The organism is Castellaniella sp. (assembly GCF_047971665.1).
GTDB lineage: Bacteria > Pseudomonadota > Gammaproteobacteria > Burkholderiales > Burkholderiaceae_B > Castellaniella.
In genome coordinates this window covers 1-23,802 of record NZ_JBKEAA010000013.1, presented here as the reverse complement: position 1 = coordinate 23,802, position 23,802 = coordinate 1, and the positions used below count along the sequence as shown (strand labels likewise).

Sequence of the window (23,802 nt, the reverse complement as noted above, 5' to 3'; positions counted from 1 at the left end):
CTTTTGCGACCATGCTGACCGATTTCTTCACCCAGTTGCGCGCGGCAGGCATTCCGGTCTCCATCCGCGAATATCTGAGTCTGCTGGAATTGCTGCACAGCCCCGCCGCACCGGTCAGCACCGAGGCGTTCTACCACGTGGCACGCCTGACGCTGGTCAAGGACGAAACCCGCTACGACCGCTACGATCGGGTCTTCGCCGCCTTCATCGGCCAGCTCCAGGCCCGCGCGGGCGGCCCGGACATCCCGCCGGACTGGCTCGTCCAGACCTTCCGCAAGCAGCTCAGCGACGAGGAAAAGGCCGCCCTGGAAAAACACGGCTGGGACAAGCTGATGGAGATGTTCCGCGAACGCCTGGCCGAGCAGAAGGAACGCCACGCGGGCGGCAACAAGTGGATCGGCACCGGCGGCTCATCGCCCTTCGGCCACGGCGGCTACCATCCCGAAGGCATCCGCATCGGCGGCCCCTCGGCGGGCAACCGCACGGCCGTCAAGGTCTGGGAACGACGCGATTACCGCGACTACGACGATCAGCAGACCCTTGGCACACGCAACTTCAAGATGGCGCTGCGGCGCCTGCGGCGCTTCGCCCGCCAGAGCGCCAACCTCGAACTGGACATGCCCGGCACCATTCGCGGGACGGCTGAGCAGGCCGGCCTGCTGGATCTGCACTGGGTGCCAGAACGCCACAACGCGGTCAAGGTGCTGATGCTGCTGGATGTGGGCGGCAGCATGGACGACCACATTGCCCGGATCGAGTCCCTGTTTTCCGCCGCCCGCAGCGAGTTCCGGCATCTGGAAGTCCATTACTTCCACAACTGCCCCTATGACTCCGTCTGGCGGCACAACAGTCGCCGCCACAGCGAGCGCATCGAGACCTGGGATCTGCTGCGCAGCTATGGCGAGGACTGGCGCCTGATCCTGGTGGGCGACGCGTCCATGAGCCCCTACGAGCTGCTGTACCCGGGCGGCTCGATCGAACACCACAACGAGGAAACCGGCGCGGCCTGGCTGCAACGCCTTTTGGGCCAATGGCCGCGGGCGGTCTGGCTGAATCCGGAGCCCTCCGGATCCTGGCGATACCGCCAATCCATCGCCCTGATCAAAGAACTGATGCACGAACGCATGTTCGGCATGACGATGGACGGGCTGGAACAGGCGATGCGGCTGCTGTCGAAGTAGGGCCGATGAGTGGGCGGATGACTCAGTCCACCGTATCCAGCACCTCGGCCAGCGTCCCGAAGATCTGCCCGATCTGGTCCTCACTGATGATGAGCGGCGGCGAAACAGCGATCGTGTCGCCGGTATAGCGAACCAGCACCCCTTTGTCGAAGCATTTCCCGAACACCTCCGCGGCCCGGGCGCCCGGCGCGCCCTCGCGCGGCGTCATTTCGATACCGGCGACCAGTCCCAGGTTGCGCACATCGATCACATGCCGGCGCCCCTTCAGCGCATGCGCGGCCGCCTCGAACGGCGCCGACATGGCGTGCGCCCGCGCGAACAGGTCCTCGTCCCGGTAAATACCCAGGGTGGCGCGGATGGCCGCCGTCGCCAGCGGGTGCGCGGAATAGGTGTAGCCGTGGAAAAACTCGATCCCCGCGGCGCTGGCATCCACGATGGTGTCATGCACGCCCCGGCGCACCGCGACCGCACCGGCCGGCACGGCAGCGTTGCTGATCCCCTTGGCCATGGTGATCAGGTCGGGCGTGACGCCGAAAAAGGCGCTGCCGGTGGCCGCGCCCAGACGGCCGAACCCCGTGATCACTTCGTCGAAGATCAGCAAAATGCCATGTTTTTCGGTGATGGCCCGCAACCGTTCCAGATAGCCCTTGGGCGGCAGCAGCACACCGGTGGAGCCGGCCAGAGGCTCGACGATGACGGCCGCGATCGTCGAAGCATCATGTAGCGCGATGATGCTCTCGAGCGCATCGGCGAACTGTTCTCCCCCCCAGGCCGGCTGACCCCGGGAAAACGCATTGTGCGCCAGATCGTGCGTGTGTGGCAGATGATCGACCCCCGGCAGCAATACCCCTGAGAACGCCTTGCGGTTGGGCGAGATGCCGCCCACCGAGATGCCGCCGAAACCGACGCCATGATAGCCGCGCTCGCGACCGATCAGGCGGGTGCGCTGGCCCTCGCCCCGGGCCCGGTGATAGGCCAGTGCGATCTTGAGCGCCGTATCCACCGATTCAGAACCCGAATTGGTGAAGAACACCCGGTCCAGGCCGGCGGGCATCAGGGCCGCCACCTCGGAGGCGGCCAGGAAAGAGTTCTCGTGGCCGATCTGGAAGCTGGGCGCGTAATCGAGATGCGCGGTCTGCCGGCTGATCGCCTCCGTGATGGGCTGACGGCCATGTCCGGCATTGACGCACCAGAGCCCCGATGTGCCATCCAGCACCTGATGGCCGTCCGCGGCGGCGTAATGCATGTCCTTGGCGGCCGCGAGCATGCGGGGATGCGCCTTGAACTGGCGGTTCGCGGTGAACGGCATCCATAAATTGGACAGGTCGGGAGAATGGGTGGCTTGGGTTTGCATGGCAGCCTCGGGATCCGGAGTTTGATGATCAGAATGCGTGTTCTCATTCTGTGCCGACCCGGAACCGACCGCCATAGACGGTGACAGAATCATCGGATAACTGTATTGTTCAGATCGGGACAACTGTATTGAAAACGATCTCCATATGGTGTTGCGCGCCGAAGGAACCTGCATGGTCCTGTTCGAACCGGACCGCCGGCGGAAGGTGGCTCCGACGCTGGTGGACCAGACCGTCACTGCGCTGGAAAATGCGATCCGCGACCGCAGGCTGAGACAGGGCATGGCCTTGCCGTCGATCCGGCAATTCGCCCGGAATCATGGATTGAGCACGTTCACCGTCATGGCGGCCTACAACCGCCTGGTCGCCCGGGGGCTGCTGCAATCCAGGCCGGGCGCCGGCTTCCGGGTCGGCCGCCTGAAACAGGCCGCGCCGGCGGCCGTGCCCGAATGGGTCGCGCCCCGCATCGGGTCCTCCTGGCTTCTGGCCGATGTGTTCGCCGATCACTCGATCTCGATCAAGGCGGGATGCGGCTGGCTGCCGCCGGACTGGCACGAGCAGGCCAGCCTGCCGCACGCCCTGCGCCAGCTCAGTCATGTCCCGATCAGCCAGATGTCGGCCTACGGCCACCCGCTCGGCTACCGCCCCTTGCGCGAGCACATCGCCCACCATCTGCTGGAGCACGGGTTCGACGTCGAGCCCGACCAGGTCCTGCTGACCCACGGCGCCACCCAGGCCATGGATATCGTCGTGCGCACCTTGCTGCGTCCGGGCGACCATGTCGCCGTCGAGTCGCCCTGTTACGCCAACCTGCTGCAGATTCTCGCCCTGAACCGCATCGTCGCGCACGCAGTCCCCAGGACGACCGAGGGGATCGACGAAGAGACGCTCGACAGCCTGGCCCGCGCGCATCCCATCCGCGCCTTGTTCGTCACCACGGTGCTCCAGAATCCGACCGGCGCCAGTTTTACGATGGCCGGGGCGTTCCGGCTGCTGCAACTGGCCGAACGCCATGACTTTCTGGTCGTGGAGGACGACATGTCCCGCGACCTTCTGCCCGGGCCCGCCCCCATGCTGGCCTCACTGGCGGGCGCCAGCCGGGTGATCTACCTGTCCGGGTTCTCAAAGAACGTGATGCCCTCCATCCGCGTGGGGTATCTGGCGTGCGCGAAACCCCTGGTGGACCCCTGCGCCCGCACCAAGATGTTGCTGGGCCTGACCTCATCGGAAGTGATGGAACGGGCCGTCCACCATCTCCTGCGGGATGGCCGCCACGGCACATATCTGCGCGGCATCCGCGAACGCCTGCGCCAGGCGCACGATGAGGTGGCCGCCGCCATGCACGCGCACGGATTCGAGGCCTGGACGGAACCAGGCGCCGGCATGTTCCTGTGGGCCAGACCGCCCGCCCCCCGCCCGACGGGAGAAGCCATGATCGAACTGGCCACAGAGGCGCTGAAGGCGGGCATCTGGCTGGCGCCAGGCAGCTACTTCGACCCGGAAGGACGGGATGAGGGCTGGCTGCGCTTCAATGTGGCGTATTCCGGCGATCCGCGCCTGTGGCATTTTTTCCGGCAGGCGCTGAGCCTGCCCGACCCGCAGCCGTCCTGACCGCCCCATCCCATCAAAACCCCTTTCGGGACGCCCTTGCGGTATGGTTATGCCTCACGCACACTTACCCAAGAACATCTCCAGACCATGCGCCGGCTGCCCCTCCTGATCTTCCCGCTGCTCTCGCTTTGCCTGCTGGCGGCGTCGAGCCTGCCTCGCCCAGCGCTTGCCGAATCCACGGCGACCGCCCCGACGACAACGACGACCTCCTCCCCCCCGCCCGCCGGCGTACGGCAGATCGTCATGATCGAAGGCGTGACCGAGTACCGCCTGGACAATGGGCTGCAGGTCCTGCTGGCGCCGGATGACTCGCGCGCCCAGACCACGGTCAACATGAGCTACCGGGTCGGTTCGCGCAACGAGGGGCCAGGTGAAACCGGCATGGCGCATCTGCTGGAGCACTTGCTGTTCCGCGGCAGTCCGGCCTATCCGGATGCCCTGGCGGAGTTCTCGCGCCGGGGGCTGGCCGCCAACGGTTCGACCACGGCCGACCTGACCAACTACTACGCGACTTTTGCCAGCGACCCGGTCACCCTGCGCTGGTATCTGTCCTGGCAGGCCGACGCCATGCTCAATGCGCGCATCGCCCGGTCGGATCTGGATGCGGAAATGCCCGTGGTGCGCAACGAAATGGAACGCGGCGAGAACAGCCCGTTCAGCATGCTGATGCAGCAGGTCACCTCGGCCGCGTATGTCTGGCATCCCTACGGCCGCGGCGTCATCGGTGCGCGATCCGATGTCGAGCATGTCGGCATCGAGCCGCTGCGCGCGTTCTACCACCGTTACTACCAGCCTGACAACGCCACGCTGATCGTCACCGGCCGCTTCGACGCAAAACAGACGCTGGAATGGATCGCACAGGATTTCGGCGTGATCGCCAGGCCTGCCCGCACGCTGCCGTCCGAGTACACGGTCGAACCCGTCCAGCAGGGGGCGCGCAGCGTCACCCTGCGGCGGATCGGTGGCAGCCCCATCGCGCTGGCGCAATACCATGTGCCGGAAGCCGCCAGCGACGCCTACACGGCCTTGTTCGTCGGCACCGCCATGCTGTCCGACACGCCAGCGGGGCCGCTCTACCAGGCCCTGGTCGCCAAGGGGCTTGCCAGCAGCGTGTTCGGTTTTGCCCGCGCCATGAATCAGCCCGGCTACACGGTGTTCGGCGCGCAGCTCCAGCCCGGCGCAGATCCTCGGGCGGCGCTGTCCGCCCTGGAAAACAGCCTGGAATCCGGCGGCATCGATCAGCTGGATCAGGCCGCGCTGGACCGCATCCGGACCGCCTGGCTGAACGAGTGGAAACAGATCTTCAACCAGTCCGGAGCGCTCGCCCAGGCCCTGTCCGATGCCGTGGCCTGGGGCGACTGGCGCCTGTTCTTCATCGAGCGCCAGCGTGTCAAAGCGCTGGCACTGGAGGACATTCGCGCGCAATTGCGCACCTGGCTGCTCCCCAGCAACCGGACCAGCGGGCTCTACCTGCCCACGCCAGCGCCAAAGGACGTCCCTGCTTCCGCGCCGGTCAATCTCGATCCCTGGATCCAGCAGATCGAGACCGGCACCAGCCGCCCTGCCGTGGCAGCCTTCGACACCCGTCCCGCCGCCATCGACGCCGCGACGCAGCGCCGGGTGCTGTCCCTGCCCAGCGGCCCGGTCGAACTGGCCCTGCTGCCCAAAGAAACCACCGGAGAACAGGTGCATGCCCTCCTGACCATGGGCTTTGGCCGCGCGGACGAACTGCGTGGTCTGGGCCTCGCGCCTGACGTCACCGGGCTCATGCTGATGCGCGGCGCGACAGACACGACCCGCCAGCAGATCGAGGATCGTCTGAACGCGCTGGATTCCGATCTTTCATTCGATACCGAAGGCAACGTCCTGACCGTCGCCATCCGCAGTTCCCGTGAGCATCTTCCCGATGTGCTGGATCTGGCTTTTCACCTGATGCGCGCGCCCACCTTCCCGGAGGACGAGCTGGAACAGATCAAGCGCAGTCTGCGCACCAGCCTGGAAAATGGCGCTTCCAGCCCCGCCTATCTGGCACGCAACGCATTGCTGCGCCACGACCAGCCCTGGCAACCCGATGACATCCGCTACATCCCCACGACCGCCGAGGCCCTGGCCCAGGTCGACCGCCTGGACCGCGACCAGCTGCAAAAGTTCCACCAGCAGTTTTACGGCACAGGCCATCTGACCCTGGCGGTCGTCGGAGATTTCGATCCCGCGGTCGTGGAACAACACCTGCGCACCGGCCTGCAGGACTGGCGCGCCGCGCCGGCCTACACGCGGCTGGATGATCCCTGGTATGCGATGAAGCCGCAGACATTCCAGATTCCGGCCCCCGGCAAGGCCAACGCCGAGTACCGGGCCGTCCTGCCGCTGAAGCTGCGCGATACCGACCCGCGCTCGACCCCGCTGATGCTGGCTAACTACCTGCTCGGCGGCTCCGAGAATTCCCGCCTGTGGCAGCGCATCCGGGTACGCGACGGCCTGTCCTACAGCGTGGGCAGCGCCGTCAGCGCCTCATCCTTCGAAGACTCGGGTACCTGGACGATCTTTGCCAGTACTGCGGCCCGCAACGCCGAGGCGCTGCGGACCGCGATCCGCGCGGTACTGGACGAAACCCTGAAAACCGGCTTCACCCAGGCCGAGGTCGATCAGGGTGTCAAGTCCCTGCTGAACTATCTCGAGCTGGGACGCTCCGACGACGGCTATCTGGTCAGCCGCTGGTCCGACTACATGGAAACGGGCCGCGACTTTTCCTGGCACCAGCACGTCATCGACCAACTGCGCACCTTGAAGGCGGAACAGGTCAATGCCGCGATGCGGGACCTGTTCAAGCCCGACGCCCTCAGCATCGCCGTGGCTGCCGATCCCGATCCGAAACCCTGAGGGGTACTGCCATCCGGCATGCCCCCGATGTCGTGTCCGATGACGCATCCGTATCGTTTTTTATCGGTATATAGTTTGGTATATTACGATGGCGCGAGGTTCTCGCCGCGCGCCACCTTCCATCCTATCCACGTCTCCTCAGACCGATACCGTCATGACTGCCAGACTGCTGAGCCTCTGCCTTTTCCTGACCGCCGCGCAAGCCACCTCCGCCTTCGCCGATACGCTGCTCATCGCATCGGCGGGCGGCTACCGCAAGCCCTTGATGGAGCTGATCCGCCAACTGCCCATCGCTTACGGCCTCAAGGTAGAGGCCAGCTTTGGACATGTCCGCGGCATCGTCACCCAGGCCAGACAGAACGCCGGCATCGCGTTGTTGATCGGAGACCGGGCCCTGCTCGAACCCGAAGACCTGTCAACCCGCTATGAGCGCCTGGGCGCTGGCCGTCTGGCCATCATCTATCGCCAGGGCCTGGCGCTGACATCGATCCAGGACCTGCGCAGCGGCCAGGTCCGGCGCTATGCCATGCCGCACCCTCGACGCACCATCTATGGCCGGGCGGCAGCGCAATGCCTGCAGCGCACCGGCCTGGACATCACGACCCGGGCCAAGCGCACCGAAAGCGACGGGGTGCCCCAGGTCGGCGCCTATGTCGCCCTGGGCGACATGGATGCGGGACTCGTCAATCTGACGGAAGCCCTGGGCCGGGGCGATTCGATCGGAGGCTATTTCCTCGCGCCGGATTCCTGCTACGACCCGATCGAGATCACCATGGCCGTCACGAAAGGGCATGAAAGCGATCCCGCCGTGCAGGCATGGGCCACTTATATCGCGACGCCCGCCGCACGCGATATCCTGCGTCGCTACGGTCTGGATTAAAGCCTGCCCCCATGGCCCCCCCATGAGCAGCCTGTGTGCGAGCGCCTCAATCGGACTGACCCTCCAGATCATTCTGTGGGCCACCGTTCTGCAGCTGATTCTGGGCACCCTGCTGGGCTGGCTGCTGGCGCACAAGTGTTTTCCGGGAAAAGGCATGCTGGATGTCCTGATCATGCTGCCGCTGATCTTCCCGCCCATGGTGCTGGGGTATGGTCTGCTCATGGCGCTCGGACAGCGGGGCTGGTTGCTGGCCTGGCTGTCGCCGGGCCTGCGTCCGGACATCATTTTTCAGATGCCCGGCCTGGTGATCGCGGCCTTCATCGCAGGTCTGCCGTTGATGGTCAAACCCGTGCAAACCGCATTCCAGGCTATCCATCGCGACATGCAGGAGGCCGGGGCCACACTGGGCGCGCGGCCATGGGCCGTATTCACCCAAATCGAATGGCCGCTGGCTCGCCATGGCGTGATCACCGGGCTCATTCTCTCGTGCGGCCGGGCGCTGGGCGAAGTCGGCATCTCGCTCATGCTCGGCGGCAATATCGTCGGACGCACTGAAACGCTCTCCCTGGCGATCTACAACCACGTCATGGACGGCCAGTTCGACTGCGCCAATCAGCTCTCTTTGCTCCTGTGCGGACTTTCCGCGCTCATCTTCTTTCTGCTCAAGCGCTATGGCTCCCTCTGACACCCCTTCCCCCCTGCCTGCCGCCTCACACCGGGGACAGCAAGACGCCATGAATGAATCCGCACTCTTTTTCAACACCTCGACGCTGGATGACTGGCTGCAGGAAGACATCGGCTTCTTCGACCTGACCAGCACATTGCTGGAGATCGGATCACGGCCCGCGCACATCGCCTGGGTCGCCCGGCACTCCACGATCGCCGCCTGCACCGAAGAAGTGGCCCGCATGGTGCTCAGTCGGGGCGGCGAGCCGGAATCCTGCCTTTCGAGCGGCCAGACGGCCGGCCCGGAGATGCCTCTTGTGACGGCCCGCGGGCCGGCCCGGGCGCTGCTGGATTGCTGGAAAGTCGGGCAAAACCTGCTGGAATACGCCTGCGGCGTGGCGGCCCGCACCCGCACACTGGTGCAGATCGCGGATCAGATCGGCCCGGGCGTCGGCATCCTGACGACCCGCAAACATCCGCCCGGCCTTCGCCGTACCGCCCAGAAGGCCGCCCTGGCGGGCGGGGCCTTCCCGCACCGGCTTGGCCTGTCGGAAACCATCCTGGTGTTCCCCCAGCATCGAGCCCTGCTGCCCCGAGGCTGGGCTGACATACGGGAGGGGTTGGCGCGGCATCGCCGCCATCTGGTCGAAAAGAAAATCGTGATCGAAGCCGCCGATTTCGACGAAGCCTGCGAGGCGGCAGGCTGTGGCGCTGACGTCATCCAGTTTGACAAGGCCGCGCCCGACCTGCTCGCTGGCTGGTGCCCCCGGCTGCGAACCCGATGGCCGGGCCTGAGGCTGCTGGCTGCCGGCGGCATCCACGCCGGCAACGTGGCCGCTTACGCGGCCACCGGGGTGGATGCCCTGGTGACCAGCAGCCCGTTCTCTGGTCCTCCCGCAGACATCGGCGTGCGGATCACCCCTGCCTGAGCCACGAACTGCGGCGGGGTCAGGAGAAGAAGTTCTTGACCTTGTCCGTCCAGGATTCGCTCTTGGGCGAATGACGGTCGCCACCACTGTTCAGGGACGACTCGAACTGACGCAGCAGCGACTTCTGCTCGTCGTTCAGGCGCACCGGTGTTTCCACCACGATATGGCAGTACAGGTCGCCGGGATAGCTGGAGCGCACCCCCTTGATGCCCTTGCCGCGCAGGCGGAAGGTCTTGCCGGTCTGCGTGCCTTCAGGAATGGTGATCTCGCCACGCCCGGCCAGCGTCGGGACCTCCTGCACACCGCCCAGCGCCGCCTTGGTGAAGGGGATGGTCAGTTCGCAGTGCAGATCCTCGCCCTCGCGCTCGAAGATGCCGTGCGGCTTGATGTGGATTTCCACATACAGGTCGCCCGGCGGACCGCCATTGACCCCCGGCTCGCCATTGCCGGTCGAGCGGATGCGCATGCCATCGTCGATCCCGGCGGGGATCTTGACCTGCAACGTCTTGTTCTTGCGGATACGGCCCACGCCATCACAATCGCCGCAGGGATCGGTGATCTCCTGGCCGGTGCCATGGCAGGTCGGACATGTCTGCTGGACACTGAAAAAACCCTGCTGCATGCGCACGGCGCCATTGCCGCCGCACGTACGGCAGGTCTGGGGCGAAGTCCCCGGCCTGGCCCCCGAGCCGTGACACGTCTCGCAGGATTCCCAACTGGGGATGCGGATCTCGGTGTCAAAGCCGTCGGCGGCCTGCTCCAGGCTGATCTCCAGGGAATATTTGAGGTCGGCACCACGATAGACCTGCGGGCCGCCACCGCCCCGACGGCCAGCGGCGCCGCCGAAGATTTCCCCGAAAATATCGCCAAAGGCATCGGCAAAACCGCCGGCGCCGCCGCCCATGCCGGCGCCGGCTGCGGCATTCGGATCCACGCCCGCATGGCCGAAGCGATCATAGGCCGCGCGCTTCTCGGCGTCAGACAGTATCTCGTAAGCCTCCTTGGCCTCTTTGAATTTGTCCTCGGCCTCTTTGCTGTCCGGATTGCGGTCCGGATGATATTTCATGGCCAGCTTGCGGTAGGCCTTGCGGATGTCGTCGTCCGAGGCGTTCTTGGCCACACTCAGGACTTCGTAAAAATCTCGTTTTGCCATGGATTCGGGTTGCCTGTGCTATGCGCTGCTGATTGAAGGACAGATGCCCGGTCCGGCGATCACGCCGGTTCCGGGCAGGTGTATCGGCCGCAAGCCACGCGCCCGGGCGGCCCGAAGGCGCGTGGCTGCGAAGGCTCAGTCGCGCTTCACTTCCTTGAAGTCGGCATCGACGACGTCGTCTTCCGCCGGCGCAGCGCCATTGGCGGCAGCCGCACCCTCGGCCGCCTGTTTGGCCTGCATGTCGGCGTACATCTTCTCGCCGAGCTTCTGCGATGCCGTGGACAGGGCTTCGACCTTGGCATCGATGGTCGCCTTGTCATCGCCCTTGATGGCCTCTTCGAGGTCCTTGAGGGCCGACTCGATGGCTTCCTTCTCGGCGGCTTCGAGCTTGTCGCCGTATTCCGTCAGGGACTTGCGCGTGGCATGCACCAGACCGTCGGCCTGATTGCGCGCCTGCGCCAGCTCGGCGACCCGATGGTCTTCCTCGGCATTGGCCTCGGCGTCCTTTACCATGCGCTCGATCTCGTCCTCGGTCAGACCGGAGCTGGCCTTGATCGTGATCTTGTTTTCCTTGCCGGTGCCCTTGTCCTTGGCCGACACGTGCAGGATGCCATTGGCGTCGATGTCGAACGTGACCTCGATCTGCGGCAGCCCGCGCGGAGCCGGCGGAATGCCTTCCAGATTGAACTCGCCCAGCGCCTTGTTGCCGGCGGCAACCTCGCGCTCACCCTGGTAGACCTTGATGGTCACGGCCGGCTGGTTATCGTCCGCCGTGGAGAACACCTGCGAAAACCGCGTCGGGATCGTGGTGTTCTTTTTGATCATCTTGGTCATGACGCCACCCAGGGTCTCGATCCCCAGCGACAGCGGCGTCACATCCAGCAGCAGCACGTCCTTGCGGTCGCCCGACAGCACGGAACCCTGGATCGCGGCGCCCGCGGCCACGGCCTCGTCGGGGTTCACGTCCTTGCGCGGGTCACGGCCGAAGAATTCCTTGACCTTTTCCTGGACCTTGGGCATGCGGGTCATGCCGCCGACCAGAATCACGTCGTCGATGTCGGAGACCTTGACGCCAGCGTCCTTGATCGCCACGCGGCAGGGTTCGATCGTGCGTTCGATCAGTTCCTCGACCAGCGCCTCCAGCTTGGAGCGGGTGATCTTCAGGTTCAGGTGCTTGGGGCCGGAAGCATCGGCCGTGATGTACGGCAGGTTGATTTCGGTCTGCTGCGTGGAGGACAGCTCGATCTTGGCCTTTTCGGCGGCTTCTTTCAGGCGCTGCAGGGCCAGCACATCCTTGGACAGATCGACGCCGGATTCCTTCTTGAACTCAGCGATGATGTACTCGATGATGCGCTGGTCGAAGTCCTCGCCGCCCAGGAAGGTATCGCCATTGGTCGACAGCACCTCGAACTGCTTTTCACCGTCCACGTCCGCGATTTCGATGATGGACACGTCGAAAGTCCCGCCGCCCAGGTCATAGACAACGATCTTGCGGTCGCCGCGTTCGGATTTGTCCAGGCCGAAGGCCAGGGCCGCTGCGGTCGGCTCATTGATGATGCGCTTGACGTCCAGACCGGCGATGCGGCCGGCATCCTTGGTGGCCTGACGCTGGCTGTCGTTGAAGTAGGCCGGCACCGTGATCACGGCCTCGGTGACTTCCTCGCCCAGGTAGTCCTCGGCGGTCTTCTTCATCTTGCGCAGGATATCGGCCGACACCTGCGGAGGCGCCAGCTTCTTGTCCTGGGCCTCGACCCAGGCGTCGCCATTGTCGGCCTTGAGAATCCGGTAGGGCATCAGGTCGATGTCCTTCTGGACGGCCTTTTCCTCGAATTTGCGACCGATCAGGCGCTTGACCGCGAAAATGGTGTTTTTCGGGTTGGTGACAGCCTGACGCTTGGCGGGGGCGCCCACCAGGATTTCGCCGTCCTGCATGTAGGCGACAATGGAAGGCGTCGTGCGCGCGCCTTCGGCGTTTTCGATGATCTTGACCTTCGCGCCGTCCAGCACTGCGACGCAGCTGTTGGTCGTCCCCAGGTCGATGCCGATGATCTTGCTCATGTTGGATCCTGTCGATGTTTGAATGACGGGGCGGATTTCATGACCGCCGATGATACAAATATGGGGTTGCCTGAACGGGTTTCAAGCCCCGCGCCTGCGTATTTCAGGCCGGACCCGCCGACACCATGACCAGCGCCGGGCGCAGAACGCGATCGGCGATCAGGTAGCCCTTTTGCAAGGTCTGGGCGACCGTGCCCTGCGGGTGCGCCGAAGGCACATTGGAAATCGCCTGATGACGATGCGGATCGAAGGCCTCGCCGGGCGCGGGCGCGATCTCGCGCATCTGGTTGCGGTCAAAAGCGGCATTCAGCTGCCGCAAGGTGGCCTCGACGCCGCCACGCCAGTCCTCGACGGTCTGATCTTCCTGGGCCAGCGCGGCCTCCAGGCTGTCGCGCACGGGAATCAGGCTCTCGGCAAAGGACTCCGTGCCGAATTTGCGGGCCTTGGCCACATCCTCCTGGGCGCGCCGGCGGACATTCTCGACCTCGGCATGCGCGCGCAACAGCTGATCGTGGTAATCGGCGACCTGCTTCTGGGCGGCGTCCAGCAACGCGGCAAGGTCTTCGCCCGGCTGCTCGACGGACGGTTCGGCAGCGGATTCTGCCGCATCGTCCGGTTTCTGAGCCGGGGGCGGGGTTTCGGCGCTCGGCGCGGCTTGCGGGTCCAAGTCTTCCTGGGGTGCCGACATGGTGAACTCTCCAAAAACAGAAAATACGGGTGAATCAATAGATAGGGGGGAATGTGGGGATTTCAAGAGGCCGGCCGCCCTCCTGCCGGGATCACGCGCAAGACGGGCGATCTCCGGTCACGCCAGGCGCTCGACAGCGCTCGGGCGCAACGCGATCTCCTCGAGGCGTGCGAACAGACCCTGAGCCGTGCCGGCCTATTCAGGCCATTGGACGTAAGGCTGCGCCGACTGGCCGGGCGCTCCCGACGCGGCAGGCACCCACTGAGGCTGGCACTGGGACAGCGCGGCGCACACGCGGTCCAGGGCCGCCTGGCCCGTGGCGCCATCGGCCACCCGGTTCCACCAGAGACGATGCACATGCATCACCCGGACCGGAATCGAGGGCAGATCCAGCCATTGCGTCATGGCCAGACGATGCCGGCCATTCCGATATTTCAGGACATGCCCTTGCCGCGAGATCACCACCCCAATGGGATCGGTGGCCCGCTCGGGCTGATAGCCATCGGCAGCCATGTCGTCCACGAAACCCAGGTAGATTTCCAGGTAGGTCCGGATGCGCGGCACGGAATCCAGGCTGATGCCCTGACGATGCGACCGGTGCGGCCGCCCCTCCTGCAACGCCCGCAGGAACCGGCGATAGACCTGTGAATCCTGCAGACGGTCCCGGTGCGTGACTATATCCTGAACCTCGGAGAGCTCCGTGCCAACGCCATAGCGCAAGTCGGAACGCCGCAGATCCCAGTCGCCATCCCAGATCAGCGCCATCGAGGAGGGTCGATGACCCTGCCCGCGCGGCGCATGATTCGCATCCTGGACCAGATCGCGGGGCCGCACCCAGAGCGTCAGCGCATCACCGCCCAGGCGCCGCTCGAGGTTGTGGCGCGGCAAGCCGAAACGCTCGACCTGAGCGGCGCCTGGCCACTGCCGCAACCAGGCCTGCAGACAGGATTCGCCAAACGGCAGACCGAACGTGTTCTGATTGAAGCGGCGGAAGCGCTCGACCAGCAGGGCCAGATACAGCCGCGCCTGCATGCCGGACGCGGCAACGGCGGCAAAGGCCCGATCGCCATTGACGCCAACTCGCTGGATATTCGTGGTATCCGGGTGTTGGATGTGAGATGACTGCTGTAATGGGAAACGCATAACTGTCTGAAATCAAAATCAATCACAATCGTCTTGAAGCCGCCGCCCGGCGCCTCAGCCTGAGGAAGTCCAGCCAGCCAGGTTATCCGCGATCAGGCCGGCAAATGCCTGCGCCCAATCAGGGTCGGCGTTCAGGCACGGGATGTAACGGAACGTCCGCCCGCCGGCTGCCAGAAATGCCTCGCGACAGCCTATATTGATCTCCTCGAGCGTCTCCAGACAATCCGCCAAAAAGCCGGGGCACATCAGATCCACCGTGCCAACACCCTCCCGCCCCCAGGCCTCCAGCGTGGGCTGCGTGTAGGGCTGCAACCAAGACGCCGCCCCAAAACGGCTTTGAAAGGCCACATGCAGCCGCGCACCATCGGCGCCCAGCCGTTCACGCAGCGCCCGGGCGGTTTGCTGGCAATCGCGAAAATAGGGATCGCCCTGGCGCACCGACTGCTGGGGCAATCCATGGAAACTGAGCAACAACCGATCTGGCGTGCCGGCCCGATCCCAGTGTGCCCGCACTGAACGGCACAGCGCATCCACATAAGCGTCCGCCGTCGGAAAACGGTCCAGAAAGCGCAAGGTGGGCTGGTGGCGCAACCGGGCCAGATGCGCCGCCACGGCGTCAACGGCCGTGGCCGTGGTGCTGGCCGCGTACTGGGGATACATCGGTACCACCAAAATACGACCACATCCGGCCGCGCGCAAGGCATCCAGGGCGTCGGCCAGCGCTGGCCGCCCATAACGCATGGCCAGCCCGACCCGCGCGTCCAGCCCCTGGGCACGCAACACGGCGGCCACGGCCCCGGCCAGATCCTGGCTGTGCACCAGGAGAGGCGAGCCCCGGTCGAGCCAGATCTGGGCATATTTCGGCGCGATCGCAGCCGGCCGTCGCATCAGCACGAACAGACGCAAGATGACCTGCCACAGCATGGCGGGCAGCTCGACCACCCTGGGATCCGACAGGAATTCGCCCAGGTAGCGGCGCACGGCCGCAGGCGTCGGCGCATCCGGGGTGCCCAGATTGATCAGCAGCACGCCCAGCGGCCCGCGGCCGGCCCGCGGCGCATCCGGATCAAGCGCACTGGGATCGGGGGGTTCGAGCAGAAAACGGCTCATGGTCAACACACGAGGAACGAAAACATCACAGGAGGGCAGAATCCGGAGGAGGCCCGCCCCTCACGAGGATGCCTGCCCCAGCGCATTAGACAGCATGCGGGCGGTGATGTCGACGATGGGAATCACCCGGTCATAGGCCATGCGGCTGGGTCCGATGACACCCAACGTGCCGATCACCTGCCCGTCCACGCCGTACGGCGCGGTGATGACCGACACATCCTCGAGCGGCACCAGGCGGGAATCACCGCCGATGTAGATCTGCACGCCCTGGGCATGGCTGGAAACATCCAGCAGATGCAGCAGGTCGGTCTTTTGCTCGAACAACTGGAACAGGCGGCGCAGGCGGTCCATATCGGCGGTCATTTCGGACACGCCCAGCAGCTTGCCCTCGCCGGAGATGACCACCGAATCGTCGTCCGTGTCCTGGGAATCCAGGCCCGCATCCACGGCCTGCTGCATCAGGCGGGAAATATCGGCGCGCAGCGAAGTCAGCTCGTCGGCCAGCGCCAGGCGGACCGAGTGGAAGGATTTGCCCGAGAAATGCTGATTGAAGAAATTGGAGGCCTCCAGCAACTCGACATCCGAGTATTCACGCGACACGAACAGGATGCGGTTCTGCACGTCGCCATTGGGCGTGACGATGATCAGCAGCACGCGCCGGTCCGACAGGCGGATGAATTCGAGATGACGGAACACCTGCGTCCGCTTGGGCGTGAGGACCACTCCCGCGAACTGCGACAGATTCGACAACAGCGAGGCGGCGGCGGTCACTGCGCGGCCGGGTTCGGCCGCCGGCAGACAGTCTTCGATCTGCAGATCGGGGCTGAGTTCGTAGGACCGGGCCGTCAGCAGGCTGTCGACGAACATGCGGTAGCCGCGCGGCGTGGGCACGCGCCCGGCGGAGGTGTGCGGGCTGTGAATCAGCCCCAGGTCCTCCAGATCGGCCATGACGTTCCGGATCGTGGCCGGCGACAGATCGAAGACCTTCGACAGGGTGCGTGACCCCACGGGCTGGCCGTCCGCGATATAGCGTTCGACCAGCGTCTTCAGCAATGCCTTGGCTCGTTCATCCATGTCCAGTGTCCAGCGCGAGACGAAAACAGCCCGCCAAAATCGGCAGTCACGCCCCCATCCCCCTATAATCGGATACCACTTATTATTCCACTAAATTCCGGGAGCCCCCCGCCCATGCATTTCAAGACCGTCGCCCTGATTGGCCGCCACCAGGACAGCGGCATGGACGCGCCCCTGCGCAGACTGGGTCAGGCCCTGTCTGCGGCGGGATGCGACATCCTGGTCGAAGCGGCCACGGGTCGCAACACCGGGGTGGCCGACTTCCCGCTGGCCTCGTACACGGACATCGGCGCACGGGCCGACCTGGCCATCATCATGGGGGGCGACGGAACCATGCTGGCCGCCGCGCGACAGCTGGCGACCTCCGGCGTGGCCATGATCGGCATCAACCATGGCCGGCTGGGCTTCATCACCGACATCCCCCTGGGCAGCGCCGACGAGGCCATCACCCGGGTGCTGAACGGCGCCTTCGTCCAGGACGAGCGCATACTCCTCGAGGGCCGCGTCATGCGCGGCGACGAGACCATCTTTTCCGGGCTGGCGCTCAACGACGTCATCATCAACCGCGCCGGACGCGGCGGCATGATCGAACTGCGCGTCGAATGCAATGGCGCGTTCATGCACAGCCAGCGCGCCGATGGCCTGATCATCGCCACGCCCACGGGGTCGACCGCCTACGCCCTGTCGGCCGGCGGGCCGATCCTGCACCCCCAGGTCAACGCCCTGGTCCTGGTGCCCGTCGCCCCGCAGACCCTCTCTAACCGTCCCATCACCCTGCCCGACGACAGCGTGCTGAACATCACCATCAGCGCCCTGGGCCGGGTGGAGTCGGGCGCCAGCGTCCATTTCGACATGCAGGCCCTGTCCAACTGCCAGGAAGGCGACCGCATCGACGTCCGCCGCAGCCCGCACCGCGTCCGGTTCCTGCATCCCCAGGGCTACAGCTATTTCTCCACGCTGCGCAGCAAGCTGAACTGGAACCGCATGCTGCACCCCTGGGACGACCCCGACCAATAGGGCCGATCCCCATGCTGCGCGCGCTGCACATCCGTGACTTCGTCATCGTCGATCGGGCCGATATCGCCTTCGATGCCGGCTTCACCGTGTTCTCCGGCGAGACCGGGGCCGGCAAATCGATCCTGATCGACGCGCTGGCGCTGGCCCTGGGCGGCCGGGGCGACGCCACCCTGATTCGTCAGGATGCCGCGCGCACCGACATCAGCGCCGTCTTCAACGCCCCCGGGGCGGCGGCGGACTGGCTGGCCGAACAGGCCCTGGAAGGCCCGGAACTGATCCTGCGCCGCGTCATCGACCCCCAAGGCCGCAGCAAGGCCTGGATCAACGGGGTTCCGGCCACCCTGAGCCAATTGCGCGACCTGGGCGCCCTGCTCGTGGACATTCATGGACAGCACGCCCACCAGAGCCTGCTGCAATCCGCCAGCCAGCGCGACCTGCTGGACGCCCAGGGAGGGCACACCCACCAGGCGCGCGCCGTGCAACAGGCCTGGAGCGACTGGCGCCAGGCACAGGCGGCGCTGGAAAACGCCCGCGACGATGCCGCCGGGCAGACCGCCCTGCTGGAGCGGCTGTCCGCCGACGTCGCCTGGCTGGACGAACTGGCGCCCGGACCCGATGAATGGCCGACACTGTGCGCCCGCCAGTCCCGTCTGGCGCATGCGCAGGCACTGCTGGCCGGGGCCGGTCAGGCCGTCGAGGCGCTCGACGGTGAATCCGGCTCGGCGGCCCAGGCCCTGCACGCCGCCCTCCAATCTCTGCACGCCCTGGTGCGGCACGACCCCACGCTCGAGGAACACATCCAGACGCTGGAATCGGCCCGCATCCTGTGCGCCGAAACCATCTCCGGCCTGAACGCCTATGCCGACCGGCTGGAGCCGGACCCCGACGCGCTGGCGCAGGCCGATGCCCGGATGAGCCGGATGTTCGAGGCCGCCCGCCGCTTTCACATCGAGCCCGACGCCCTGGCCGAACACCTCGACACACTGCGAGGCCGCCTGAGCGAGGCTGAGGCCGGACAGGACATCGAGGCGCTGGAACACGCCTGCCGTCAGGCCGAGGCGCATTATCTGGAACTGGCGCGTGCCCTGGGCGACGCGCGCCGGGCGATGGCGGCGCAACTTGCCGCACAGGTCACGGCCGCCATGCAGGCCCTGTCCATGGACGGCGGCGTGTTCGAGATCGTTCTGGCCGACGGCAAGCCCAGCGCGCATGGCCTGGAAACCATCGAATTCCTGGTGGCGGGTCATGCAGGCGTCCCGTCCCGGCCGCTGTCCCGGGTGGCCTCGGGCGGCGAACTGGCACGCATTTCCCTGGCCCTGTCTGTGATCGCCAGCCAGGCAGCCCGGGTCCCCACGCTGATCTTCGATGAGGTGGACGCCGGCATCGGCGGCGCCGTGGCCGAGGTCGTCGGCCGCCTGCTTCGCGAGCTGGGCATGCGCCATCAGGTGCTGTGCGTGACCCATCTGCCTCAGGTCGCGGCTTGCGCCGCGCGGCACTTTCAGGTCAGCAAGGCCACCCGCGAGGGCCGGACGCTGTCGGCCATCGAGCCGCTGGACGAGGAATCCCGCACGGAAGAAATCGCCCGCATGCTGGGCGGACTGAAGATGACGAACGCCTCGCGCGCCCACGCTCGTGAAATGCTGGCATCCGGGCAGCGCTAGCGTCAGGCCAGACGCATCAGTTCAAGGCTGACGCATCAAGGTCAGGATCGACGCATCCGTGTCAGAACGGATGCGTCGGCATCAGGCGGTCCGTTTGATGCCCGAGCATTTCGGGCAGACCCCGTAGAGCATCATATGGTGGCTTTCGAGGGTGAAACCATTGTCCTTGGCCACCCGATGCTGGCGTTTTTCGATTTCCGCATCGGAGAATTCCACCACCCGGCCGCAATTGGTGCAGATCAGATGATCATGGTGATCCCCGTCGTTCAATTCGAACACCGCCTTGCCGCCATCGAACTGGCTGCGCAGCAGGATGCCCGCCTGTTCGAACTGGGTCAGCACGCGATACACGGTTGCCAGACCAATATCCACATCGTCGGCAATCAGGGCCCGATAGACGTCTTCAGCACTGTGGTGGCGGGTTTCCGCCTTGCGAAATACATCGAGGATCTTGAGGCGAGGAAACGTCGCCTTCAGGCCCATGGTCTTGAGTTCAATCTGATCATTCATGATTCAAGTATCCCGAGGAATGCGGTACAAGGCAAGCGGGATGAACACCTGCCACACCCAGCCACGCACATGCGCAAAACTGAATTACCTTTATGATAGCGGTTTTAGCGGCCGCAGATACGCGGCCACCGAATCTACTACGGGGACCTTCGTGCATATCCGACCCAGCGCTCATTCCCACAGGCTGACCGTGCTCCTGGTCGCCAGCATCTTATCGTTAGGGCTGGCGGGCTGCGGCTCGACCAACTGGGGCTTTCCCTACAAGGCCACGATTCAACAGGGCAACTGGATCACCTCAGCGCAGGTCGCCAAGCTCGAAACCGGCATGACCCGCGACCAGGTCCGCTTCGTCCTGGGCACCCCCACGCTGCAGGACATCTTCCATGCCGACCGCTGGGACTATCCCTATTACAACCAGCCCGGTTATGGTTCGGGCGAACTGCGCAAGTTCACCGTCTGGTTCGAAAACGACCAGCTGACACGCTGGACGGGCGACGATCAGCCCGACCGCCAGCCCTTCCAGAAGGCCGACAGCGGCAAAGAGGCCATCCCGCCGGCGGAGGCCGGGGGCAACACGCAACAGGCCGCGACGCCGGGAACGGACGATGCCGCCTCGACCAGCAGCCAGGCCATCGAGGACGCGACGCCGGTCACCGAAAGCAGGTCGACGACCGATGAAGCATCACCGCCGCCCCCCCAGGCCGTGTCCGGCGGCACCGGCACCCAGGAAGGACAACCATAATGCGGATCGCCATCGCGGGCGCCTCGGGCCGTATGGGGCGCATGCTGATCCAGGCCGTCCTGGAATCCCAGGACCTCACGCTGGCCGGCGCGCTGGACCGCCCAGGCTGCGATGCCATCGGCCAGGATGCCGGCGCGCCGCTGGGCATCGACACCGGCGTGTGCATCACCGATCGCCTGGACACCCTGGCTGCGGCTGACTGCCTGATCGACTTCACCCGTCCCGAAGGCACCCTGGCGCATCTGGACGCCTGCGTGGAGCATGGCGTCAAATGCGTCATCGGCACCACCGGGTTCGACGCCGATGGCAAGCAGGCCATCCGCGCCGCCGCCCAAAAAACCGCCATTGTCTTCGCGCCCAACATGAGCGTGGGCGTCAACGTCACGCTCAAGCTGCTGGACATGGCCGCCCGGCTGCTCAACAGCGGCTACGACGTCGAGGTCTTCGAGGCCCATCACCGCAACAAGGTCGATGCGCCATCCGGCACTGCCCTGGCCATGGGCGAGGCCGTGGCGAACGCCTGGGGCCAGCCACTGGAAGGCATCGCCGACTGGGTGCGTCACGGCGATACAGGGCCGCGCGGGACCGGTCGCATCGGTTTTTCCGTGCTGCGTGGCGGCGACATCGTCGGCGACCACACCGTGTATTTCTGCGGCACCGGCGAACGCATCGAGATCAGCCACCGGTCCAGCAGCCGGGCCACCTATGCCCAGGGCAGCCTGCGCGCCGCGCGTTATCTGGCCCGCCGCGAATTCGGCCTGTTCGACATGCAGGATGTGCTGGCCACCTGACCGCCGCGCACGGCCCCGGATTCGCCTGGTCGGCGCAAGAAGGGTGAAAATGACCGGCGCATGATCGGCAAATAGCCGCCGGAGGACCGGCGGCAAAGGACCGGCGGCAAAGGACCGGGAAACAACCGGCGGCCGCGCTCAGTCCAGAATCACGGGCTCCTGCTCCAAGTCCACCTCGAAAAGTCTCCGCACATCGGCGCGCACGGCCCGCGCCAGCGCCCGCACGTCATCCGCCTGCGCTCCGCCATGGTTGACCAGCACCAGCGCCTGACGCGCGTGCATGCCCACGGGCCCGAGACGCCGTCCCTTCCAGCCCGCCTGCTCGATCAGCCAGCCCGCCGCCAGCTTGGCTCGCCCGTCAGCCTGGGGATAGACGCGCAGGTCGGGGAACCGCTGCCGCAATCGCGCCGCCTGATCCGCATCAACCACCGGATTCTTGAAAAAGCTGCCGGCATTTCCCAGCACGGCCGGATCGGGCAGCTTGCGACGACGGATATCGCACACCGCCTCGAAGATCCGGCGCGGGGAAGGGGCACCCGGCCCGCCGGCTCCGACGCTCCGCAACCCAGGATGATCGCGCAGATCGGGATAATCCAGGCGCGGCGTCCAGGCCTTGGGCAGCAGGAAGCGCACCCGCACGATCAGCCAGCGCCCTGCCCCATCGCGCTTGAACAGACTGTCGCGGTAGGCAAAGCCGCACGCATCCGGCGGCAACGTGCTTTCCCGACCCGCCTGGAGATCCCAGACCACCACGGAATGCAGGCGCTGATCCAGTTCCAGCCCATAGGCGCCGATGTTCTGCACGGGCGCCGCGCCCACGGTCCCCGGGATCAGCGCCAGGTTTTCCAGCCCCGGCCAGCCCTGCGCCAGGCAGTGATCGACGAAACCATGCCAGGATTCCCCCGCAGCGGCCTCGACGATCCAGTGGTCGGCGGTCTCCTGCCACAGGCGGATCCCGCGCAAGGCCACGCGCAGCACACGATGACGTGGCCGCGCATCCATCACCAGATTGCTGCCACCTCCCAGCACGAACACCGGCGCCTCGGCCTGCTGCCGCCCCGCAGCCAGCGTTTTGCAAAACGCGGGGATGACGGACTCGTCCTCCAGGACCGCCAGGCCCGCGCGCGCGGGCAGGCCCAGGGTATTGCTGGCGTGCAGATCCTGATCGGTAAAAACGAGCGGCTGGGCAGGCATGGAAGCGGTCGGCACTCAAGCGGATGCAAAGGCGTAAGGATACCGCGCGCCACGGATCCGGACGCAGCCGGCCGACCGATGAACGCAGTCGGGACCACCGTCGGGACCACCAGGACCACCGATTTGACAGACTCTGACCGTGTATCTTATAGTTCTGCCTCTTGCCTGATTGTGTATCGGCAGAAGCCCCGAAGGGGTTGATGCCTCGGCCAGAAAATTAAAGTGGAACACGCCACGGATTTGACGGACGTAAAAGTACATCATATAATGCAAAGCTTAGCTGAATGGCTAGGAACGCGGGAATAGCTCAGTTGGTAGAGCGCAACCTTGCCAAGGTTGAGGTCGCGAGTTCGAGACTCGTTTCCCGCTCCAGTTTCGGTGTATTCGCCCTCCAAGCCAGTGCCTTGCCTGCAAGCACTGGCTTTATTGTTTGTGGTGTTTGCACGTTGTTGCAGGGGCAGACATGGAACTCGAACTGAAGATTCTGGATGAACGCATCCGCCAACACATGCCAGCCTACGCCACGCCCGGTAGCGCTGGCCTTGATCTGCGCGCTTGCATTGTCGAACCGCTGGTGCTGGAGCCCAATGCGTGGCAACTGGTGCCCACCGGCATGGCGGTGCATTTGCGCGATCCGGGTTATGCGGCCCTGTTGCTGCCGCGTTCCGGCCTCGGACACAAGCATGGCATCGTGCTGGGCAACCTGGTCGGCCTGATCGACAGCGATTACCAGGGGGAGCTGATGGTTAGCGCGTGGAACCGCAGCAATACGGTGTTTACGCTGCAACCGATGGAGCGCCTTGCACAGATGGTGATTGTGCCGGTGCTGCAGGCGCAGTTCCGTGTGGTGGAGGCATTTGCCCAGACGAGCGAACGCGCGGCAGGCGGCTACGGTTCAACGGGACGGCAATAAGCCGGTTGGGTTGCCGGCAGGGCGCTGGCGCTTGGCTCAGCGCTTGACCTCATCGACCAGCGCCTTGAACTCGTCAACGTCTTCAAAGCTGCGGTACACGCTGGCAAAGCGGATATAGGCCACCTTGTCGAGCTTTTTGAGTTCGCGCATGACAAGCTCTCACCTTTTGCCGTAGGGCATGTACCGCTCTCCCGAGGTCAGTAGTCTTTCCTCGATCTGCGCGATCGCGTTGTCGACCTGGTCGATGCT

The 23,802-nt window shown here is 65.5% G+C and carries 20 protein-coding genes, 1 tRNA gene and 1 pseudogene; 12 read left to right on the top strand and 10 right to left on the bottom strand.

Going from position 1 to position 23,802, the window contains the following annotated elements; genetic code table 11:
• The first annotated feature begins 11 nt into the window (after nt 1-11).
• A complete protein-coding gene (locus ACK5JE_RS04245; protein WP_416800456.1) occupies nt 12-1,181 on the top strand; it encodes a vWA domain-containing protein in 1,170 nt (389 codons plus the stop codon).
• A gap of 22 nt (nt 1,182-1,203) precedes the next feature.
• Here the strand turns inward: ACK5JE_RS04245 and ACK5JE_RS04240 are convergent, their stop codons facing one another.
• Nucleotides 1,204-2,490, bottom strand: coding sequence for an aspartate aminotransferase family protein (locus ACK5JE_RS04240; protein WP_416800533.1), 1,287 nt, complete (start codon nt 2,488-2,490; stop codon nt 1,204-1,206).
• A gap of 217 nt (nt 2,491-2,707) precedes the next feature.
• Here ACK5JE_RS04240 and ACK5JE_RS04235 point away from each other — a divergent pair, with 217 nt between their 5' ends.
• The 5 genes from ACK5JE_RS04235 to modD all read left to right on the top strand — a co-directional run bounded on the left by ACK5JE_RS04235 (nt 2,708) and on the right by modD (nt 9,499).
• The gene (locus ACK5JE_RS04235) at nt 2,708-4,144 is read left to right on the top strand and encodes a PLP-dependent aminotransferase family protein (RefSeq protein WP_416800455.1); all 1,437 of its coding nucleotides are present in this window, start codon (nt 2,708-2,710) and stop codon (nt 4,142-4,144) included.
• An 87-nt stretch (nt 4,145-4,231) separates the two neighbouring features.
• Nucleotides 4,232-7,024, top strand: coding sequence for a M16 family metallopeptidase (locus ACK5JE_RS04230; protein ID WP_416800454.1), 2,793 nt, complete (start codon nt 4,232-4,234; stop codon nt 7,022-7,024).
• A gap of 154 nt (nt 7,025-7,178) precedes the next feature.
• A complete protein-coding gene (gene modA / locus ACK5JE_RS04225) occupies nt 7,179-7,904 on the top strand; it encodes a molybdate ABC transporter substrate-binding protein (protein ID WP_416800453.1) in 726 nt (241 codons plus the stop codon).
• Nucleotides 7,905-7,926: 22 nt separating this feature from the next.
• Nucleotides 7,927-8,589, top strand: coding sequence for a molybdate ABC transporter permease subunit (modB, locus tag ACK5JE_RS04220; protein ID WP_416800452.1), 663 nt, complete (start codon nt 7,927-7,929; stop codon nt 8,587-8,589).
• 49 nt (nt 8,590-8,638) lie between these two features.
• A complete protein-coding gene (gene modD / locus ACK5JE_RS04215; protein WP_416800451.1) occupies nt 8,639-9,499 on the top strand; it encodes a ModD protein in 861 nt (286 codons plus the stop codon).
• A gap of 19 nt (nt 9,500-9,518) precedes the next feature.
• On the opposite strand, the gene dnaJ is transcribed toward modD, so the two are convergent.
• From dnaJ to hrcA, 6 genes are all read right to left on the bottom strand, one after another.
• Nucleotides 9,519-10,652 carry a molecular chaperone DnaJ gene (gene dnaJ, locus ACK5JE_RS04210; RefSeq protein WP_416800450.1) on the bottom strand — a complete coding sequence of 378 codons (1,134 nt, stop codon included), beginning with the start codon at nt 10,650-10,652 and terminating at the stop codon, nt 9,519-9,521.
• Nucleotides 10,653-10,787: 135 nt separating this feature from the next.
• Nucleotides 10,788-12,710 (bottom strand): molecular chaperone DnaK, encoded by a 1,923-nt coding sequence (dnaK, locus tag ACK5JE_RS04205; RefSeq protein WP_416800449.1) that lies wholly within the window; start codon nt 12,708-12,710, stop codon nt 10,788-10,790.
• Between the two features lie 103 nt (nt 12,711-12,813).
• Nucleotides 12,814-13,398, bottom strand: coding sequence for a nucleotide exchange factor GrpE (gene grpE, locus ACK5JE_RS04200; protein WP_416800448.1), 585 nt, complete (start codon nt 13,396-13,398; stop codon nt 12,814-12,816).
• Between the two features lie 195 nt (nt 13,399-13,593).
• Entirely contained in the window at nt 13,594-14,541 is a 948-nt protein-coding gene (locus tag ACK5JE_RS04195) for a hypothetical protein (RefSeq protein WP_416800447.1), read from the bottom strand.
• 54 nt (nt 14,542-14,595) lie between these two features.
• Nucleotides 14,596-15,651 carry a ferrochelatase gene (gene hemH / locus ACK5JE_RS04190; protein WP_416800446.1) on the bottom strand — a complete coding sequence of 352 codons (1,056 nt, stop codon included), beginning with the start codon at nt 15,649-15,651 and terminating at the stop codon, nt 14,596-14,598.
• Nucleotides 15,652-15,711: 60 nt separating this feature from the next.
• Nucleotides 15,712-16,725: a heat-inducible transcriptional repressor HrcA gene (gene hrcA, locus ACK5JE_RS04185; RefSeq protein WP_416800445.1), complete on the bottom strand. Its 1,014-nt coding sequence runs from the start codon at nt 16,723-16,725 to the stop codon at nt 15,712-15,714.
• Between the two features lie 114 nt (nt 16,726-16,839).
• On the opposite strand from hrcA, the gene ACK5JE_RS04180 reads away from it, so the two are divergent.
• Both ACK5JE_RS04180 and recN read left to right on the top strand, forming a co-directional pair.
• Nucleotides 16,840-17,742: an NAD kinase gene (locus ACK5JE_RS04180; RefSeq protein ID WP_416800444.1), complete on the top strand. Its 903-nt coding sequence runs from the start codon at nt 16,840-16,842 to the stop codon at nt 17,740-17,742.
• Between the two features lie 11 nt (nt 17,743-17,753).
• Nucleotides 17,754-19,403, top strand: coding sequence for a DNA repair protein RecN (gene recN / locus ACK5JE_RS04175; protein ID WP_416800443.1), 1,650 nt, complete (start codon nt 17,754-17,756; stop codon nt 19,401-19,403).
• A gap of 81 nt (nt 19,404-19,484) precedes the next feature.
• On the opposite strand, the gene fur is transcribed toward recN, so the two are convergent.
• Nucleotides 19,485-19,913 carry a ferric iron uptake transcriptional regulator gene (fur, locus tag ACK5JE_RS04170; RefSeq protein WP_416800442.1) on the bottom strand — a complete coding sequence of 143 codons (429 nt, stop codon included), beginning with the start codon at nt 19,911-19,913 and terminating at the stop codon, nt 19,485-19,487.
• Nucleotides 19,914-20,070: 157 nt separating this feature from the next.
• Between fur and ACK5JE_RS04165 the strand changes: the two genes are divergently transcribed.
• Both ACK5JE_RS04165 and dapB read left to right on the top strand, forming a co-directional pair.
• Entirely contained in the window at nt 20,071-20,655 is a 585-nt protein-coding gene (locus tag ACK5JE_RS04165; protein ID WP_416800532.1) for an outer membrane protein assembly factor BamE, read from the top strand.
• Complete coding sequence (dapB, locus tag ACK5JE_RS04160) at nt 20,655-21,446, top strand: 4-hydroxy-tetrahydrodipicolinate reductase (RefSeq protein ID WP_416800441.1); 792 nt, start codon at nt 20,655-20,657, stop codon at nt 21,444-21,446. The genes ACK5JE_RS04165 and dapB overlap by 1 nt, the downstream gene beginning before the upstream one ends.
• A 138-nt stretch (nt 21,447-21,584) precedes the next feature.
• Here the strand turns inward: dapB and murB are convergent, their stop codons facing one another.
• Nucleotides 21,585-22,640 carry a UDP-N-acetylmuramate dehydrogenase gene (gene murB, locus ACK5JE_RS04155; RefSeq protein WP_416800440.1) on the bottom strand — a complete coding sequence of 352 codons (1,056 nt, stop codon included), beginning with the start codon at nt 22,638-22,640 and terminating at the stop codon, nt 21,585-21,587.
• 296 nt (nt 22,641-22,936) lie between these two features.
• Between murB and ACK5JE_RS04150 the strand changes: the two genes are divergently transcribed.
• A tRNA-Gly gene (locus tag ACK5JE_RS04150) sits at nt 22,937-23,012 on the top strand.
• A gap of 91 nt (nt 23,013-23,103) precedes the next feature.
• Nucleotides 23,104-23,553 carry a dUTP diphosphatase gene (dut, locus tag ACK5JE_RS04145; protein ID WP_416800439.1) on the top strand — a complete coding sequence of 150 codons (450 nt, stop codon included), beginning with the start codon at nt 23,104-23,106 and terminating at the stop codon, nt 23,551-23,553.
• Nucleotides 23,554-23,589: 36 nt separating this feature from the next.
• Here the strand turns inward: dut and ACK5JE_RS04140 are convergent.
• Nucleotides 23,590-23,802: pseudogene (locus ACK5JE_RS04140) on the bottom strand (ATP cone domain-containing protein); the annotation flags it as partial.

What these genes read in the sequence shown, in the direction of transcription:
- ACK5JE_RS04245 (WP_416800456.1), top strand. Translation starts at nt 12, where the DNA reads ATGCTGACCGATTTCTTCACCCAGTTGCGCGCGGCAGGCATTCCGGTC.
- ACK5JE_RS04240 (WP_416800533.1), bottom strand. Translation starts at nt 2,490, where the DNA reads ATGCCGTTCACCGCGAACCGCCAGTTCAAGGCGCATCCCCGCATGCTC.
- ACK5JE_RS04235 (WP_416800455.1), top strand. Translation starts at nt 2,708, where the DNA reads ATGGTCCTGTTCGAACCGGACCGCCGGCGGAAGGTGGCTCCGACGCTG.
- ACK5JE_RS04230 (WP_416800454.1), top strand. Translation starts at nt 4,232, where the DNA reads ATGCGCCGGCTGCCCCTCCTGATCTTCCCGCTGCTCTCGCTTTGCCTG.
- modA (WP_416800453.1), top strand. Translation starts at nt 7,179, where the DNA reads ATGACTGCCAGACTGCTGAGCCTCTGCCTTTTCCTGACCGCCGCGCAA.
- modB (WP_416800452.1), top strand. Translation starts at nt 7,927, where the DNA reads ATGAGCAGCCTGTGTGCGAGCGCCTCAATCGGACTGACCCTCCAGATC.
- modD (WP_416800451.1), top strand. Translation starts at nt 8,639, where the DNA reads ATGAATGAATCCGCACTCTTTTTCAACACCTCGACGCTGGATGACTGG.
- dnaJ (WP_416800450.1), bottom strand. Translation starts at nt 10,652, where the DNA reads ATGGCAAAACGAGATTTTTACGAAGTCCTGAGTGTGGCCAAGAACGCC.
- dnaK (WP_416800449.1), bottom strand. Translation starts at nt 12,710, where the DNA reads ATGAGCAAGATCATCGGCATCGACCTGGGGACGACCAACAGCTGCGTC.
- grpE (WP_416800448.1), bottom strand. Translation starts at nt 13,398, where the DNA reads ATGTCGGCACCCCAGGAAGACTTGGACCCGCAAGCCGCGCCGAGCGCC.
- ACK5JE_RS04195 (WP_416800447.1), bottom strand. Translation starts at nt 14,541, where the DNA reads ATGCGTTTCCCATTACAGCAGTCATCTCACATCCAACACCCGGATACC.
- hemH (WP_416800446.1), bottom strand. Translation starts at nt 15,651, where the DNA reads ATGAGCCGTTTTCTGCTCGAACCCCCCGATCCCAGTGCGCTTGATCCG.
- hrcA (WP_416800445.1), bottom strand. Translation starts at nt 16,725, where the DNA reads ATGGATGAACGAGCCAAGGCATTGCTGAAGACGCTGGTCGAACGCTAT.
- ACK5JE_RS04180 (WP_416800444.1), top strand. Translation starts at nt 16,840, where the DNA reads ATGCATTTCAAGACCGTCGCCCTGATTGGCCGCCACCAGGACAGCGGC.
- recN (WP_416800443.1), top strand. Translation starts at nt 17,754, where the DNA reads ATGCTGCGCGCGCTGCACATCCGTGACTTCGTCATCGTCGATCGGGCC.
- fur (WP_416800442.1), bottom strand. Translation starts at nt 19,913, where the DNA reads ATGAATGATCAGATTGAACTCAAGACCATGGGCCTGAAGGCGACGTTT.
- dapB (WP_416800441.1), top strand. Translation starts at nt 20,655, where the DNA reads ATGCGGATCGCCATCGCGGGCGCCTCGGGCCGTATGGGGCGCATGCTG.
- murB (WP_416800440.1), bottom strand. Translation starts at nt 22,640, where the DNA reads ATGCCTGCCCAGCCGCTCGTTTTTACCGATCAGGATCTGCACGCCAGC.
- dut (WP_416800439.1), top strand. Translation starts at nt 23,104, where the DNA reads ATGGAACTCGAACTGAAGATTCTGGATGAACGCATCCGCCAACACATG.